This window comes from Solihabitans fulvus, assembly GCF_008386585.1.
In the GTDB taxonomy this organism is placed as follows: domain Bacteria; phylum Actinomycetota; class Actinomycetes; order Mycobacteriales; family Pseudonocardiaceae; genus Solihabitans; species Solihabitans fulvus.
In genome coordinates this window covers 158,338-174,546 of record NZ_VUOB01000041.1, presented here as the reverse complement: position 1 = coordinate 174,546, position 16,209 = coordinate 158,338, and the positions used below count along the sequence as shown (strand labels likewise).

Annotated in this window: 14 protein-coding genes; all 14 read right to left on the bottom strand. The window is 72.3% G+C overall.

From position 1 onward, the window contains the following. Nucleotides 1-305: 305 nt before the first annotated feature. On the bottom strand, nucleotides 306-1,121 hold the full coding sequence (locus tag F0L68_RS22710; RefSeq protein WP_149851651.1) for a cell division protein FtsQ/DivIB: 816 nt from the start codon (nucleotides 1,119-1,121) through the stop codon (nucleotides 306-308). Further along, complete coding sequence (murC, locus tag F0L68_RS22705; RefSeq protein WP_149851650.1) at nucleotides 1,118-2,551, bottom strand: UDP-N-acetylmuramate--L-alanine ligase; 1,434 nt, start codon at nucleotides 2,549-2,551, stop codon at nucleotides 1,118-1,120. Before murC ends, F0L68_RS22710 begins: the two co-directional genes overlap by 4 nt. After that, entirely contained in the window at nucleotides 2,548-3,666 is a 1,119-nt protein-coding gene (murG, locus tag F0L68_RS22700) for an undecaprenyldiphospho-muramoylpentapeptide beta-N-acetylglucosaminyltransferase (RefSeq protein ID WP_149851649.1), read from the bottom strand. Before murG ends, murC begins: the two co-directional genes overlap by 4 nt. A gap of 63 nt (nucleotides 3,667-3,729) precedes the next feature. After that, entirely contained in the window at nucleotides 3,730-4,344 is a 615-nt protein-coding gene (locus tag F0L68_RS22695) for an RDD family protein (protein WP_223199041.1), read from the bottom strand. A 99-nt stretch (nucleotides 4,345-4,443) separates the two neighbouring features. Further along, complete coding sequence (gene ftsW, locus F0L68_RS22690; protein WP_223199040.1) at nucleotides 4,444-5,865, bottom strand: putative lipid II flippase FtsW; 1,422 nt, start codon at nucleotides 5,863-5,865, stop codon at nucleotides 4,444-4,446. A 5-nt stretch (nucleotides 5,866-5,870) separates the two neighbouring features. Continuing rightward, nucleotides 5,871-7,256 carry a UDP-N-acetylmuramoyl-L-alanine--D-glutamate ligase gene (murD, locus tag F0L68_RS22685; RefSeq protein WP_149851647.1) on the bottom strand — a complete coding sequence of 462 codons (1,386 nt, stop codon included), beginning with the start codon at nucleotides 7,254-7,256 and terminating at the stop codon, nucleotides 5,871-5,873. 2 nt (nucleotides 7,257-7,258) lie between these two features. Then, nucleotides 7,259-8,347 (bottom strand): phospho-N-acetylmuramoyl-pentapeptide-transferase, encoded by a 1,089-nt coding sequence (mraY, locus tag F0L68_RS22680; protein WP_149851646.1) that lies wholly within the window; start codon nucleotides 8,345-8,347, stop codon nucleotides 7,259-7,261. Then, nucleotides 8,344-9,810, bottom strand: coding sequence for a UDP-N-acetylmuramoyl-tripeptide--D-alanyl-D-alanine ligase (locus tag F0L68_RS22675; RefSeq protein ID WP_149851645.1), 1,467 nt, complete (start codon nucleotides 9,808-9,810; stop codon nucleotides 8,344-8,346). Before F0L68_RS22675 ends, mraY begins: the two co-directional genes overlap by 4 nt. Beyond that, nucleotides 9,807-11,366, bottom strand: a complete 1,560-nt coding sequence (locus tag F0L68_RS22670) for a UDP-N-acetylmuramoyl-L-alanyl-D-glutamate--2,6-diaminopimelate ligase (RefSeq protein WP_223199039.1) — start codon at nucleotides 11,364-11,366, stop codon at nucleotides 9,807-9,809. The genes F0L68_RS22675 and F0L68_RS22670 overlap by 4 nt, the downstream gene beginning before the upstream one ends. 72 nt (nucleotides 11,367-11,438) lie before the next feature. After that, nucleotides 11,439-11,645 (bottom strand): DUF397 domain-containing protein, encoded by a 207-nt coding sequence (locus F0L68_RS22665; protein ID WP_149851644.1) that lies wholly within the window; start codon nucleotides 11,643-11,645, stop codon nucleotides 11,439-11,441. Between the two features lie 22 nt (nucleotides 11,646-11,667). Further along, entirely contained in the window at nucleotides 11,668-12,513 is an 846-nt protein-coding gene (locus F0L68_RS22660; protein ID WP_149851643.1) for a helix-turn-helix domain-containing protein, read from the bottom strand. A 142-nt stretch (nucleotides 12,514-12,655) separates the two neighbouring features. Then, nucleotides 12,656-14,584, bottom strand: coding sequence for a peptidoglycan D,D-transpeptidase FtsI family protein (locus F0L68_RS22655; RefSeq protein ID WP_149851642.1), 1,929 nt, complete (start codon nucleotides 14,582-14,584; stop codon nucleotides 12,656-12,658). Next, entirely contained in the window at nucleotides 14,584-15,171 is a 588-nt protein-coding gene (gene ftsL / locus F0L68_RS22650) for a cell division protein FtsL (RefSeq protein WP_149851641.1), read from the bottom strand. Before ftsL ends, F0L68_RS22655 begins: the two co-directional genes overlap by 1 nt. After that, entirely contained in the window at nucleotides 15,168-16,124 is a 957-nt protein-coding gene (gene rsmH, locus F0L68_RS22645; protein WP_149851640.1) for a 16S rRNA (cytosine(1402)-N(4))-methyltransferase RsmH, read from the bottom strand. The genes ftsL and rsmH overlap by 4 nt, the downstream gene beginning before the upstream one ends. Nucleotides 16,125-16,209 lie beyond the last annotated feature (85 nt).

Genomic DNA, 16,209 nt, shown 5'->3' with positions numbered 1-16,209 from the left:
GGTCCTCGCGCTCGTGGCCGTTGTGATCGCGAGCCGGAGAGGGGCCCCCGCGGGCCCTGTCCCGTCCTCGCCCCCGCCCGGTTGGGGGCCGGGCCAGCCGGCCCAGTACGCCCCCGTTCCGGGACAACCGATTCAGTACGGCCCTGTCCCGGGACAACCGATCCAGTACAGCCCCGTCCCGGAACAGCCGGCCCAGTACGTTCCAGGCCAAGGACAGCCGCCTCAGTGACGCCGGCGCCGGACACGCTGCGCGGCCCGGATGACCGGCTGCCCACCAGCCCGGCGGACAACTCGGCGGCACTGCGTCAGGACACCGTCGGCAGCTCGGGGCTGGTCACGTCGAACACCTTGCCGTCCACGGTCAGCAGGGCCTGGAGCACCTCTGCCTTGCGGGGGGACTTGTCCGTGCTGCCCCACCGGACCTCGCGGCCTGCCGACAGGGCCAGCCGGACGTCGGCGGCGGACTTGGCGGTCACCGCCAGCACCTCGGGGCGCACCTTGTCCGGCACGGCGGCCAGCACGCCGACCACGGCCCTGGTGACCGGGTCTCCCGGCGCGGCCTTGGGCAGTTGCAGCTCCGGCAGGCCGGGCGGGGGCTGCGGGACGGTCGCGAAGTCCTTGCCCGTTCCGTCGACCAGGTGTGCGCCGTCGGCCGCCTTGAGCACGCCGACCGGAGTCCGCTCGACGACCGCAAGGCGGACCGTGCCGGGCATGCTTCTGGTCACCGTCACCGATGCGACCCTTGGCAGCGCCGCGATTCGGGTGCGGACGCCGTCGGTGTCCAGGCGCGCCATCGGCGTGCCCGACTCGATGGCCGCCGCGGCGCGGACCTCGTCCTGGGTCAGGTCCTTGACGCCGACGACCTCGACGGTGCCGACCCCGAGCAGCGGCGTGTAGATCACCGCGTAGCCCAGACCCAGCAGGCCGAGGAACACGAGCGCGACGACCCAGCGGCGCCGGATCGCGGTGCGGCGGGTGGTCGACCGCCGCCGGGCCGGTCGGCGCCGGCCGGGGACCCGCGCGGACCGGTCCCGCACCGAACGACCGCGCACGGAACGCACCCGGTCCGGATCGCGCCCGGCCGAACGCCCCGCGCCGCGCCCCCGGACCGGGGTGCTCATGCCTCCTGCCCGCTCTCGCGATGGGTCAGCGCGGCCACGATCTCCTGGCCGAGCATTGTCACGTCGCCTGCGCCCATCGTCACCACGAGGTCCGCCGAGCCCGCGATCTTGGCCACCAGCTCGGGCACCCGGTCGAAGGACGGCTCGTAGTGCACCTTGGCCTCGTCCAACCGCACCGCACCGGCGACCAGCGCGCCGCTCACTCCCGGCTGCGGCTCCTCGCGCGCGCCGTAGACGTCCAGCACGATCACCTCGTCGGCGAGGCCGAGCGCCACGCCGAACTCGTCGGAGAACGTGCGGGTCCTGGAGTACAGGTGCGGCTGGAACACCACGATCAGCCTGCCGTCGCCCGCCACCGGCCGCGCGGCCCGCAGCTGCGCGGCCACCTCGGTGGGGTGGTGCGCGTAGTCGTCGTAGACCCGCGTCCCGCCGACCCTGCCCTTGAACTCGAACCTGCGCCGCACCCCGCCGAACGCGGCGAGGCCCTCGAGCAGGCCGTCCAGCCCGGCGCCGAGTTCGAGTCCGGCCAGCACGGCGGCCACCGCGTTGTCGGCCATGTGCTCGCCGGGCACCGCGACCCTGATCTCCGCCGTCGAGCCGTCGACCTCCACGGTGGCGAGCCCGCCGCCGTCGTCCGGCCGGTAGTCCAGGATCCTGGCCGAACCGGGGCCGGTCGCGGCGCGGCCGTAGCGGCGCACCCGGATGCCGGCCGCTTCGGCACGGTCGGCGAGCGCGGCGGCGCCAGGGTCGTCCGCACAGGTCACCAGCACACCACCCGGCTCGATCCTGGCCAGGAACGCGTCGAACACCGCGACATAGGCGTCCACGGTGCCGTGGTGGTCAAGGTGGTCGGCCTCGACGTTGGTGACCACGGCGACGGACGGCGAGAAGGCGAGGAACGAGCCGTCGCTCTCGTCGGCCTCGGCGACGAACACGCCGCCGCTGCCCTGGTGCGCGTTCGCGCCGGACTCGTTGAGGTCGCCGCCGATGGCGAACGACGGGTCCATCCGGCAGTGCTGGAGCGCCACCGTGAGCATCGACGTCGTGGACGTCTTGCCGTGCGTGCCGGCCACGCAGGCCACCCGGTGGCCGGCCATCAGCGCGGCCAGCGCCTCGGCCCTGCGCAGCACGGTGATCCCTCGCCTGCGCGCCTCGGCCAGCTCCGGGTTGTCCTCCTTGATCGCGGTGGACACCACCACCGCGCTCGGCCCGCCGGGCAGCTGGTCGAGGTTGGCCCCGTCGTGGCCGACGGCGATGGCCGCGCCCTGCGCGCGCAGGGCGAGCACCGTGCGGGAGTCCTTCGCGTCCGAGCCGGACACCTTGCCGCCCCTGGCGAGCAGGATCCGCGCGATGCCGCTCATGCCGGCACCGCCGATGCCGACCAGGTGCACGCGGGCCAGGACGTCGGACTCGGCCGTCGGGTCGCTCACTTCTTGATCACCTCGAGGACCATCCTGGCGAGCACCTCGTCGGCCTCGCGGTGGCCGGCGATCTGGGTGGCCCTGCTCATCCCGGCCAGCCGGGCCGGGTCGGTCAGCATCGGGATGACCTGCTCGATGATCCGCTCCGGGGTCATCTCCTCGTCGGCGACGAGCAGCCCGCCGCCCGCGTCGACCACGGGCCGCGCGTTGAGCGCCTGTTCCCCGTTGCCGTGCGGCAGCGGCACGAACACCGAGGGCAGGCCGACCGCGGACACCTCGGCCACGGTCATCGCGCCGGACCGGCACAGCACGGCGTCGGCGGCGGCGTAGGCGAGGTCCATCCGCTCCAGGTAGGGCACCGCGACATACGGCGGCGCGCCCTCGACCGCCTGCACCGCAAGGGTGTTCTTGGGGCCGTGCGCGTGCAGCACGCCGATGCCGGCCTTGGCCAGCGCGACGGCGGCGCCAGACACCGCGACGTTCAGCGTCCGCGCGCCCTGCGAGCCGCCGACCACCAGCAGCGTCGGGGCGTGCGGGTCGAGGCCGAAGTGCTGGCGGGCCTCCGCGCGCAGCGCCGCCCGGTCCAGCGTGGTGATCGAGTGCCGCAGCGGGATGCCGATCACCTCGGCCCCGGACAGCCCGCTGTCCGGGGTGGCCGCGGCGATCTTGGCGGCGAACCGCGCGCCGACCTTGTTGGCCAGCCCCGTCTTGGCGTTGGCCTCGTGCACGACGATCGGGAGTCGGCCGCGCGCGGCGAGGTAGGCCGGCAGCGCGACGTACCCGCCGAAGCCGACGACGACGTCCGCGTGGACCTGCTCGAACACCTCCCTGGTGCGGCGCACCGACTCGCGGACCTTCAGCGGCAGGCGAAGCAGCTCGGGGCTCGGCTTGCGGGGCATCGGCACCGGCGGGATCAGTTCGAGCTGGTAACCGCGCGCCGGCACCAGCCGGCTCTCCAGCCCGCGCTCGGTGCCGAGTGCGACGACCCTGGCGTCGGGGCGCAGCCGCATGATCGCGTCCGCGAGCGCCAACGCGGGCTCGATGTGCCCCGCGGTGCCGCCTCCGGCCACCACCACGCACGGACCATTCTGGGTAAGCCGGTCGCCAGACAGGGTGTCCTCCACTGCGGATGCAACGATGACGAAGCTCGGGATAAGCGCGACCCTACCAACGGGAAGGCGTCGCCCTCAGCGGGGAAGGCTCCGGAAGCCCGCGTTGTGCAGCAGGGCCGTCGCACGGACGTCGATGCTGACGCGAACCTCCTCGACGCCCGACGAGTCTCCGGCGAGTGCGCCGAGCACGAGGATCACGAACCCGATGGTGCGGATCAGCATGGCCCAGCCCGCCTTGGCCAGTCCGATGCGGCTGCCGTCCTTCTTCCTGACCAGTCGCGTGCCGGCCAGCAGCCCGCCGATGGCGCGGCCGTTGCCGTAGAACAGGCCGTACACCAGCGGCGCAACCACAACGAGCAGGATGCCGATTCCCGTCGCCCTGCCGGCGGCGTTGAAGTCATAACGGTGGGCGGCGTAATACGCGCCTGCCGTGCCGGCCACCGCGGCGACGACCACGAAGAAATCGATCAGCCATGCCCAGAACTGGGGCCAGCCCGGTTCGACGTACAGCCCGCCGTCGTCGAACGCCCGCAGGCGCTTTCCGGTCGGCTCCCCCAGAACGCGCGTGACGTCCTCGCGCGCTCTCGCCATCGCCTGCTTGCGCTGCTCGAACGCCTGCTTGTGCTGCTCCATCGCCTGCTGCTGCTTGGCGCGCGCCTGCGCTCGCTGCGTGTCATCGCGGGTGGCCACGGTTCGCCATCCTCTCCGGGCCGACTGGTCTCCTGGTCTGCCGGCTCTGACGCGCAGAACCCCGCTGACGACTGGACCTGCCGCCAGGTGTGAGCCGGGTCACCGGCGGCGCGACCCCGACGAACGCGGGGACGGCCGGTACGGGTCGCTCTGCGCGGTCGGTCGACGCTGCCGCCTGCGTTCGTCCATGAGCTGTGCGGTGTTGGCCCGCGCGGTCGCCCCGGTCGGTCGGCCCGGGCCGCGCGGCGGCGTGGACGGCCGCCCCGGTTTGCGGCGGCCGAGCGGTCGGTACGGCTCGGGGGCCGGCAGTTTGAGCAACCCTCCGACGCGACCGGGGCCGTGCGAGCGCAGCGCGGCGACGGCCTCGGGCTCGTGCCGCGCGCAGTTCGCCAGCACGCCCATCACCAGCATGGTCACCGCCAACGACGTGCCGCCGGAGGAGATCAGCGGCAGCGTGAGCCCGGTGACGGGCAGCAGGCCGACGACGTAGCCGATGTTGATCGCGGCCTGCGCGACCAGCCACACGGTCAGCGTGCCGGCGACCAGCCGGATCCACGGGTCGGTGTTGCGCATGGCGATGCGCAGGCCGATCACGGCGAGCAGCCCGAACAGGCCGAGCACCACCAGGCAACCAAGGAAGCCGAGCTCCTCGCCGATCACCGCGAAGATGAAGTCGTTGTGCACGTTGGGCAGGTATCGCCACTTCGCGCTGCCCTGCCCGAGCCCCTTGCCGAGCAGGCCGCCCTCGGCGAGCGCGAACAGCGCCTGTTTGGCCTGGTAGGCGGCGTCGGGATCGGCGTCGGGGTTGATGAAGGAGAGCACCCTGGCCAGCCGGTAGGTCGCGCCGATGGCCAGCACGACGACGCCGGCGAGGATCCCGGCGGCGATCACGCCGAACAGCCGCATCGGCGCGCCGACGAACCACAGCAGGCTGACCAGCACCACCATCAGCGTGACCGTGCTGCCGAGGTCGGGCTGCACCATCACCAGCGCGAACATCAGCAGCGCGATCGGCACCACGGGCACCAGCAGGTGCCGGTACTGGTGCAGCAGCGCGCGCTTGGTGACCAGCACGTGCGCGCCCCACAGGGCGAGCGCCAGCTTGGCGAACTCGACCGGCTGGTAGGACAGCGGACCGATGCGGATCCAGTGCTTGCCGCCGTTGACCTTCGTGCCGATCAGCAGCACCAGCACCAGCGTGACGACGCTGAACAGGATCGCCGCGCTGCTGAGGTATCGCATGCGGCGCAACGGAACCCGCAGCGCGATCCAGAACAGCACGATGCCGACGGCCGCGTAGACGAGCTGCTTCTGGAACACCGCGTAGGCGGAGCCGTCGGCGGTGTAGGACTCGACCGTCGACGCGGACAGCACCATGACCAGCCCGATCGCGGTGAGCAGGCCGAACACCGCGAGGATGAGGTGGAAGTCCGCCAACGGCCGACCGAGCCACGCCGTCAACGCGCTGCGCAGGGTCGCGACCCGACCGACCGCGCGGGTGTCCCTGGGCTGTCGAGCCACGAGGGTCACCGCTCCTGACCGTGCCTGGTCAACGCCAGCACCGCGTCGGAGAACGCGGTGCCGCGCTGCATGTAGTTGGTGAACATGTCCAACGACGCGGCGGCGGGTGCGAGCAGCACCACGTCGCCAGGTCGTGCCATTGCGCTGGCCGCGCGCACCGCCGCAGTCATGGGCTCATCGTCTCCCGTGTCAAGCACTCGAACGGGGACATCGGGCGCGTGTCGCGCGAGCGCGGCGGCGATCACGCCCCGATCGACGCCGAACAGCACCACCCCGCGCAGCCGGTGCGCGGTCTCGGCGACGAGCTGGTCGACCGACGCGCCCTTGAGCTGGCCGCCGGCGAGCCAGACGACGCTGTCGTGCGCGCGCAGCGACGCGACCGCCGCGTGCGGGTTGGTGGCCTTGGAGTCGTCGACGTACCGCACGCCGTCGGCCTCGGCGACGAGCGCGGCGCGGTGCGCGGCCGGCCGGAACGCGGCGAGCCCGTCCCGGACCGCCTCGGCCGGCACCCCGAACGCGCGGGCGAGCGCGGCGGCGGCGAGCGCGTCGGCGACGCCGGACGGGCCGGGCGGGCGCACGTCCTGCGCCCTGGCCAGCTCGACGCCGGGGTCCTGCGCGAACGCGCGGTCCAGCAGCACGCCGTCGCGGACGCCGAGCTGGTCGCGGTCCGGTTCGGCCAGGGTGAACCCGACGCGGCGGCCGGTCGGCGCGTCGGCAAGCAGCTCGGCGACGGCGGTGTCGTCGACCCCGCCGACGGCGACCGCGCCGGTCAGCGCGCGCGCCTTGGCCGCGGCGTAGGCCGCCATGCCGCCGTGCCAGTCGAGGTGGTCCTCGGCGAGGTTGAGCAGCGCGCCAGCGGTCGGGCGAACCGACGGCGACCAGTGCAGCTGGAAGCTGGACAGCTCGACGGCGAGCACCCGGTGCCCGGCGAGCAGCGCGTCGAGCACGGGCAGGCCGATGTTGCCGCAGGCGACGGCGTCGAGCCCGGCCGCACGCAGGATCGACTCCAGCATGCCGACGGTGGTGGTCTTGCCGTTGGTGCCGGTCACCACCAGCCAGGCAGGCGGGTCGGGCAGCTCGGCGGCCAGCCGCCAGGCCAGCTCGACCTCGCCGATCACCTCGATGTCGCGCGCCGCCGCCGCGACGAACAGCGGGCTGTCCGGGCGCCAGCCGGGGCTGGTGACCACGAGATCGGTGCCGTCGGGCGGCTCGGCGAGCCCCACCGCGACCCGCACCCCGGGGATCTTGGCCAGCTCGGCGAGCCGGTCCTCGGCCCGGTCGGTGACGGTGACCTCGGCGCCGACCCCGCGCAGCGCCCGCACCACGGAGGGACCGGAGACGCCGGCCCCGGTGACGAGGACCTGCCGGCCGGTGAGACTGCTCTGCCGCACGGTCAGCCTCCCCAGGCGCTGAGCCAGTCGCTGTAGAACAGGCCGAGGCCGAACATGCAGCAGATCCCGGCCAGCAGCCAGAATCTGATGATCACCGTGGTTTCCGCCCAGCCGGCCAACTCGAAGTGATGATGGAAGGGCGCCATTCGGAACAGTCGTCGCCCGCTCGCGCGGAACACCGCGATCTGGAGGACCACCGACATCATCTCGACCACGAACAGGCCGCCGATGACGATCAGCAGCAGCTCGGTGCGGGTGGCGATGGACAGCCCGGCGATCAGGCCGCCCAGCGCGAGCGAACCGGTGTCGCCCATGAAGATCTTGGCCGGGGCGGCGTTCCACCACAGGAAGCCGACGCAGCCCGCGGTGGCGCAGGCCGCGACGAGCGCGAGGTCCAGCGGGTCGCGCACCGAGTAGCAGCCGGCGAAGGCGTTGTTCGAGCAGTTGTAGCGAAACTGCCAGAACGAGATGACCACGTAGGTGGCCAGCACCATCGCCGTGGAGCCGCCGGCGAGGCCGTCGAGGCCGTCGGTGAAGTTCACCGCGTTCGACCAGGCGCTGACCGCGACGTAGCAGAACACCACGAAGCCGACGACGCCGAAGGACACCACCGTGATGTCCCGGACGAACGACAGGTTCACCGAGGCCGGCGTGAAACCGGACTTGTTGGGGAAGTGCAGCACCAGGATCGCGAAGACGATGGTGGCGACGAACTGACCGACCAGCTTGGCGGTCTTGTTCAGCCCAAGGTTGCGCTGCTTGCGGATCTTGATGAAGTCGTCGAGGAAGCCGACCAGGCCGAGCGAGCTGGTCAGCAGCAGCACGAGCAGCCCTGACGCGGACGGCGTCTGCCCCGACGAGGACGCGTACAGCTGGTTCACCAGGTGCGTGGCGAGGTAGCCGGCCCACATGGCGACCAGGATCGCCACGCCGCCCATGGTCGGCGTGCCGCGCTTGGCCTTGTGGCCAGCGGGCCCCTCCTCGCGGATCTCCTGCCCGAAGCCCTGCCGGGAGAACACCCGGATCAGGTACGGCGTGAGCATGATGGAGACGATGAGCGAGACGGCCCCACCGATCAGGATGCTCTTCACGCTGTCGCCTCCGTAATCGCGTCCGCGACCCGCCACAGGGCGGCCGACTTGGACGCCTTGACCAACACCAGGTCATCCGGCCGCAGCTCGGCCCGCAGCAGCGCGATGGCCGCGTCGACGTCCGGCACGAGCACCGACTCCTCTCCCCAGGAGCCTTCGAGGCAGGCCCCCTGATGCATCGGCCTGGCGTCCTGGCCGATCACGATCAACCGACTGATGTCGAGCCGGACCGCGAGGCGGCCGATCTCGTCGTGCGCCGCGACGGAGGCGTCGCCGAGTTCTCCCATCACGCCGAGCACGGCCCAGGCCCGTCGCCTCGGCTCGCCGGCCCGCGCCATCGTCGCGAGCGTCTTGAGCGCGGCGCGCATGGACTCGGGGTTGGCGTTGAAGGAGTCGTTGAGCACGGTCACGCCGTCGGAGCGGGTGCTGACCTCCATGCGGCGGGCCGACATGCGCTGCGCGCCGGACAGCCCGGCGGCCACGTCGGCGACGCTCGCGCCGAGTTCCAGCGCGACGGCGGCGGCGGCGAGCGCGTTGCCGACGTGGTGCGCGCCGTGCAGTTCCAGCGAGACCTCGGCGGAGCCCTGCGGGGTGACCAGCGTGAACCTCGGCCTGGCCAGCTCGTCCTGGACGACGTCGGTCGCGCGGATCTGCGCGCCGGAGTCGAGGCCGACCAGGACGACGCGGGCCGAGGTCCGCGCGGCCATCGCGGCGACCAGCGGGTCGTCCGCGTTGAGCACCGCGACGCCGCCGTCCTCGGCGGCCGGCAGCGCCTCGACCAGCTCGCCCTTGGTCTGCGCGACGGCCTCCTGCGAGCCGAACTCGCCGAGGTGCGCGGTGCCCACGTTGAGCACCACGCCGATCCTCGGCGGCGCGGTCGCGCACAGCGCCGCGATGTGGCCCGGCCCCCGCGCGGACAGTTCGAGCACGAGGTGCCTGGTGGACTCGTCGGCGCGCAGCACCGTCCACGGGTGGCCGAGCTCGTTGTTGAACGAGCCGGGGGGCGCGACGGTGGGCCCGAGCGGCGCGAGCAGCTGGGCGATCAGGTCCTTGGTCGAGGTCTTGCCGGAGGACCCGGTGACGCCGACGACGGCGAGTCCCGGCAACCGGTCGACCACGTGCCGGGCCAGCGCGGCTAGGCCGGCCAGGACCGCGGCGCCGGAGCCGTCCTTGTCGCCGGTCAGGGCGACCGACCTTCGGTGCGCGTCGCCCACCGGCGGCACGATCACGGCTGGCGCGTCGACCTCGCGCGCGGCGAGCACGCCGACCGCGCCCGCCTCGACCGCGCGCCGCGCGAAGTCGTGTCCGTCGACCCGCTCGCCCGGCACGGCGACGAACAGGCCGCCCGCACCCAGGTTGCGCGAGTCGAACTCCACGGTGCCGCTGACCCGCTCGGTGCCGTCGGCTCCGTGCAGGCGACCGCCGACGGCCCCGGCGATCTCCGCGAGCGTCAGCGGGATCATCGCGCCGCCTCGATGGCCGCCGCGAGCTCCTCGACGTCGGAGAACGGTGCAATCACGCCTGCGACCTCCTGGCCGGTCTCGTGTCCCTTGCCGGCGACGACAACCACGTCGCCGGATCGCGCCCGCGCCACCGCCGCGCGGATCGCCGCCCTGCGGTCGCCGATCTCGACGACCTCGCCGCGCTCGGCGGCCGGCACGTCCAGCGCGCCGGCCAGCATCGCGGCCCGGATCGCCGACGGCTCCTCGCTGCGCGGGTTGTCGTCGGTGACGATCAGCAGCGCGCTGCGCCTTGCCGCTTCCTCGCCCATCAGCGGGCGCTTGGCCGCGTCCCGGTCGCCGCCGCAGCCGAGCACGGTGATCACCCTGCCAGTCGCCCCCGCGCGCACCGCGTCCAGGGCGAGCGCGACGGCGGCGGGCTTGTGCGAGTAGTCGACCACGGCGGTGAAGTCCTGGCCGAGGTCGACCCGCTGCATCCGGCCGGGCACCTGCACGCCGGCCAGCCCGGCCGCGATGATCTTCGGCAGCGTCTCGCCGTGGTGCAGGCAGCCGATGGCCAGCAGCGCGTTGGCGACGTTGAAGGAACCGGGCAGCCGCAACGTGATCGGGATGGTCAGCCCGTCGGGTCCGTGCGCGAGGAATGACTGCTCGCCGGACGGGGTGACCGTCACGTCCGAGGCGGTCCAGGTGGCGGGCTCCCCGGTGGTGGACACCGTGATCGTGTCCGGCTTGACCAGCCTGCGGCCCCAGTCCTGGTCGACGCAGACCACCTCGACGTCGGCGCGCCCGTCGAACAGCGCGGCCTTGGTCTGGAAGTAGTCCTCCATGTCGGGGTGGAAGTCCAGGTGGTCCTGGGAGAGGTTGGTGAACGCGCCGACCGCGAACTCGACGCCAGCAACCCGGTTGAGCCTGAGGGCGTGGCTGGACACCTCCATCACGACGTCGCTGACGCCGCGTTCGAGCATGACGGCCAGCAGCGCCTGGAGGTCGGGGGCCTCCGGGGTGGTGAAGGCGCTGTCCAGCCGCTCGCCCGCGATGCGGGTCTCCACGGTGCCGATCAGCCCGGTGTCGTACCCGTCGGCCCGCAGCACGGACTCGATCAGGTAGCTGGTGGTGGTCTTGCCCGAGGTGCCGGTGACGCCCCAGACGCTCAGGTGCCGCGAGGGGTTGCCGTAGATCCGGGCGGCCAGCACGCCGAGCACCGCTCGGGGATCGGCGTGCACCAGCACGGGCACGCCAGCCTCGCGCAGCGCGGCACGGTCCGCGCCGGCCTGGTCGGTGAGCACCGCGGCGGCTCCGGCCGCCAGCGCGGCCTCGACGAAGTCGGCGCCGTGCGCCCGCGCGCCGGGCAGCGCGGCGAACAGGTCGCCGGGCTGGACGTGTTGGGCGCGCAGTGTCGCGCCGCGCACCGTCACGTGCGACTGCTCAGGCGTGGTGAGCAGCGCGTCGGCGACGGACGCGAGTTCCGCGACGGACACGGGTTCGATGTGGCTGGGGCGCGGTGGCGCGGGCACGACCTTGCCTGTCTGTTCGGCAGGACCCTTGAGCTTGGCAGGCACGTCGCGAAAGGCTACCGGCGCACGCAGCGTGTTCGATCGTTGCGTGGCCGTTCGCGCGTATCCGACCGGTGATCAGGGGAGATCAAACTCGCCTTGCTTGGCCGAGGACAGGAACGCGACCATTGACCCGCCGGCGAAGACCAGCGTCCCGCCGCCGCGATTCTTGGTGTCCCGCAGGCCCACCGCGCGAGGGGTCACGGCCACCTCGGCGCAGTTCGCAATGCCGTTGCTGCGGCTGCTCGTCCGCCAGACGGCAAGGGCGAATAGGGCGGCGTGCATGGCCTGTCCTCCCAGTGTTGTCTCAGTCCGCCGCGAGCACCTCTCGGATCAGCACCATTGACTCCTGGGGATCCAGGGCGGCGGCGCGCAGGTGCTCAAGCACCAGTCCGTAGCGCGATATTTCGGTCTCGTCGTCCAGATAGAGCCCGCCGGTCAGGTTGTCGATGTACACCACGCTGGGGTATTCGTTGAACTTCAGCAGCGTGAAGGCGGTGCCCATGGCCATGTGCGCGCCTTTGCCGAATGGCAGGACCTGCAAGGTGACATTCGGCTTCTCGGTGAGTTTGAGCAGGTGGTTGAGCTGCTCCTCGTGCACCTCGCGGCCGCCGACGTTCCGCCGGAGCGCGGCCTCGTCGATGATCGCCCACACCGTCAGCGACCCGTCCTCGACTCTGCGCTGCCTGGTCTGCCGCAGCTCGGCGCGCTTGTTGACGATCTCGTCCGTCGCGTCGGGCACCCCGGCGCGCACCACCCAGCGCGCGTAGGCGGGCGTCTGGAACAGGCCGGGAATCAGGTCGATCTCGTAGGTGCCGACCGACATCGCCTCGGTTTCCAGCGCGATGTACTCGACGAACCAGTCGACCAGCACGGTCCCGTAGACATGCCACCAACCGCGTTTCTTGGCAATTCGGGCCATTCGGTCCAGCCACTCCAGCGTGCCGTTGTCGGCCCCGTAAAGCCGCCCGAGCGCCTGGGTGTCCACGATGGACACGCCGGTGGCCGCCGACTCGATTCGACTGATCTTGGACTTGGAGAAGCCAAGGTGCCCGATCACGTCATCGAAGCCCAGCCCGGCCCGCTCCCGGAGCTTGGTCAACGCCTTCGCCAACAGGCGCCGACGGATCCCGGGGCCAGTTTTCTGTGACATGGGCCCAAGGTAGCGGAATGGCGCTGTGCCAATCGGGGGAACCTGCCCGACGAGCGTAAAAGAGCGGCGGGACTTCCCCCTTCCGGGAGGGAATTCACCGGCACTGCGAAATCTCGGCGCCGCGGGCGCCCGCCGCACCCGGTCAGGGCATCAGCGTGGCAGGCGGGACCTCGGCCGGGTTGGACAGCGGAATCTGGTACCGCTGGGTCAGATAGGAGGCCACCTGGTGAAACAGCGGGGCGGCCGAGACGCTTGCCGGATTGCCCGGCAGCGGCGCGGTGTTGAGCAGCGCGATGCCCACCACGAACCGGGGGCTGTCCGCCGGCAGGATTCCCGCGAAGGTGATGTTGTAGGACGAGTTGCTGTAGCAACCACAGGCGGGATCCACGGTCTGCGCGGTGCCCGTCTTGCCGGCGATCTGATACCCGGGCAGCGCGGCCGACGACCCGGTGCCGTTCTGGTTGGGGTCGGTCGGGACCTTCTGCATGGTGGCGCGCAACATGTCGCGCACCGTCTTCGCCGTCTCCGGGCTGACCACCCTGACGCTGTCCGGGCGCTGCGGCTCCTTGCTCGTGCCGTCCGGGCCGACCTCCGACCGGATGATCTTCGGCGGCACGCGCAGCCCGTCGTTGGCGATGGTCTGGTACATGCCGGCCATCTGCAACAGGTTCATCGTCAGGCCCTGGCCGATCGGCAGGTTGCCGAAGGTGCTGCCGGACCACTGGCCCTGCGGCGGGACGATCCCGGCGGCCTCGCCGGGCAGCCCGGAGCCCGTCGACTGCCCGAGGCCGAACTTGTTGAGCATCGCGGCGAACTTGTCCTCGCCGACCTTCTGCGCGGTCAGCAGCGTGCCGACGTTGGAGGACTTGGCGAGCACCCCGGTGAAGGTCATGTCGACCGGGCCGTGCGGCCACGCGTCCCGCACGGTCACGTCCGCGACCGGGATCGAACCCGGCACCCTGATCACGGTGTCCGGCTTGACCACGCCGTCCTCGATCGCCGCCGACGCGGTGACGATCTTGTTCACCGAGCCCGGCTCGAACGGCGAGGTGACGGCGATGTTGTTGCGCTGGTCCTCCGACGCCTCGCCGAAGTTGCTCGGGTCGTAGGTCTTGTCGTTGACCAGCGCGTAGATCTCGCTGGTCCGCGCGTCCATCACGACCATGCTGGCGCTCTTCGCGCCGCTGCGGTTCTTGTAGTCGGTCAGCAGCCGCTGCGCCTCGTACTGGGTGTCGGTGTCGATCGTCAGCTGGAGGCTGGAGCCAGGGGTCGCCGGGTCGAGATCGCGCTCGGTGCCGGGAATGACGACGCCGTCCTTGCCGAGCGCGGTGTCCACCACGCGCCGCCCGTTGCGGCCGGCCAGCGTGTTGTCCTCGGAGTTCTCCAGGCCGAGGATGCCGTGCGTGGCCGGCGGCTTGGTCTCCTTGCGCCAGTTGGCCGCGCCGATGATGTTCGAGGCGAGGTCCCCGTTGGGGTAGAGCCGCACGGCCCGCGGGTCCGCGCCGATCTCGCCGCCCCACTTCTCGGTGATCACCCTGGCCTTGGCCGGGTCGACGTTCTGCACCAGCTCCGCGTAGGGGTCGCCGGAGCGCAGCTTCTCCAGCATCTTCGGCTCGTCGAGCTTCTCGCCGTAGGACTCGTCGCCGATCACCTTGTGCACGAACGCGGCCATGTCGGCCGTCATCGACTCGAAGGTGGCGCCCGCCGGCTGCTGGTGCTTGCCGACCAGGTCGTCCCAGTTCTTCTTGAGCTGGCTCGGGATCACGTACAGCACCCTGGACTCGACGCTGAACGCGAGCTGCCGGTTGTTGCGGTCGAGGATCGCGCCCCTTGCCGCCGGAATCGGCTGCGGGGTGGTGCGCTGGCTCTCCGCCCGCGCGGCCAGCGCGTCGGCCTCGAACCCCTGCACCACGACGAGCTTGACGCCGGCCGCGATGAGCGCGGCGACCATCAGCAGCCTGCCGACCCCGATGCGCACCTTGTGGTTGCCGGTGGGTCGCCGCCTGGTCTGCCGCGCGCCGCGCACCGACAGCGGGCGCCGCCCAGGCCGTCCGCTGCCCGCACGCTGCATCAGTTACCTCCTGGCGCCGTCTGCTGGCCGGACGGCGGCGGTGCCACCGAGGTCTGCTGCGGCGGCGTCTGCTGCTGGGCCGGCGGCGGCGGGCTGGCCGACGGGCTCTCGGCGGGCTTCGGGTCGCCGTAGACCTTGACCGAGCCGTCCGGCTGCACGACGAGCCGCGCCGGGTCGCTCGGCCGGACCAGGCCGTGCTCCTCGGCCCACTTGGCCAGCGCGGCCGGCGCCTCGGCGTCGTTGACGTCCTTGCGCAGCTGCTCGGCCTGCTCGGTGAGCTGGGTGGCCTGCTCGCGCGCCTTCTGAAGCTGGTAGGAGTCGCCTGCGGCCTGGCTGGACAGCCACATGATCGCGGCGAGCCCGACCACCATCACGACCATGACCATCACGACGAACGGCGCCCTCGGTGCGACGGTCCTGGCGCGGCGCGGCGGGGAGACGCGGCGCTGCCCGCCCTGCCGCTGCGCGCGGCGGGCGTAGGCGCGTTCCGCCGCGGCGGAACGGGGGCGGCCCTCGGTGCGCTCCGGCTGCGTGGCGGCCGAGCGCTCCGGGGGCGCGGCCGTGCGGCTCCGTGGTGGTGCCGTCATGTCGCCTCCCGAATCCGTTCCGCTGCCCGCAGCCGCACCGAGGCGGCCCTGGGGTTCTGTTCGATCTCCTGCTCGTCGGCCTGTTCCGAGCCCCTGGTGAGCAGGCGGACCTGCGGACCGTGGCCGGGCAGCTCGACCGGCAGGCCGGGCGGGGTGGTGGACACCGCCAGCTCGCCGATGGCCCGCTTGACCATGCGGTCCTCCAGCGAGTGGTAGGCCTCCACGACGATCCGGCCGCCGACGGCCAGCGCGCCGAGCGCGGCGGGCATGGCCCTGCGCAGCACCTCCAGCTCGCCGTTGACCTCGATCCGCAGCGCCTGGAAGGTCCGCTTGGCCGGGTGGCCGCCGGTCCGCCGCGTCGCCGCTGGCACGGTGTCGTAGAGCAGCTGCACGAGGCGCGCGCTGGTGGTGAACGGCTCGCGCTCGCGTTCCCGCACCACGGTGTTGGCGATGCGGTTGGCGAAGCGCTCCTCGCCGTAGTCGCGCAGCACCCTGGTCAGCTCGCCGACCGAATAGGTGTTGAGCACGTCGGCCGCGGTCGGCCCGGTGCCCACGTTCATCCGCATGTCCAGCGGGGCGTCCTTGGCGTAGGCGAAGCCGCGCTCCGCCGCGTCCAGTTGCAGCGAGGAGACGCCGAGGTCGAACAGCACGCCGTCGACGGCAGGCAGGCCGAGGTCGTCAAGCACGTCGGGCAGCTCGTCGTACACGGCGTGCACCAGCGTGACGCGGTCGCCGTGCGGCGCGAGCCGCCTGCCGGCCAGCTCGATCGCCTGCGGGTCGCGGTCCAGCCCGATCAGCCGAAGCTGCGGGTGCGCGCCGAGCAGGGCGTCGGAATGCCCGCCGAGGCCGAGAGTGCAGTCGACGAGCACGGCGGGGCGGTCGGCAAGTGCCGGGGCGAACAGGCTCAGCACCCGATCGAGCAGCACGGGGACGTGCTGCTGTCGTTCCGACATGGCCAACCCCCTCTCACTCGCTCGGCCCGCCTCCACAGGTCTCCTACCGCGCCAACACCGCTGGTTTCGCTGGATGTTCGCGCGC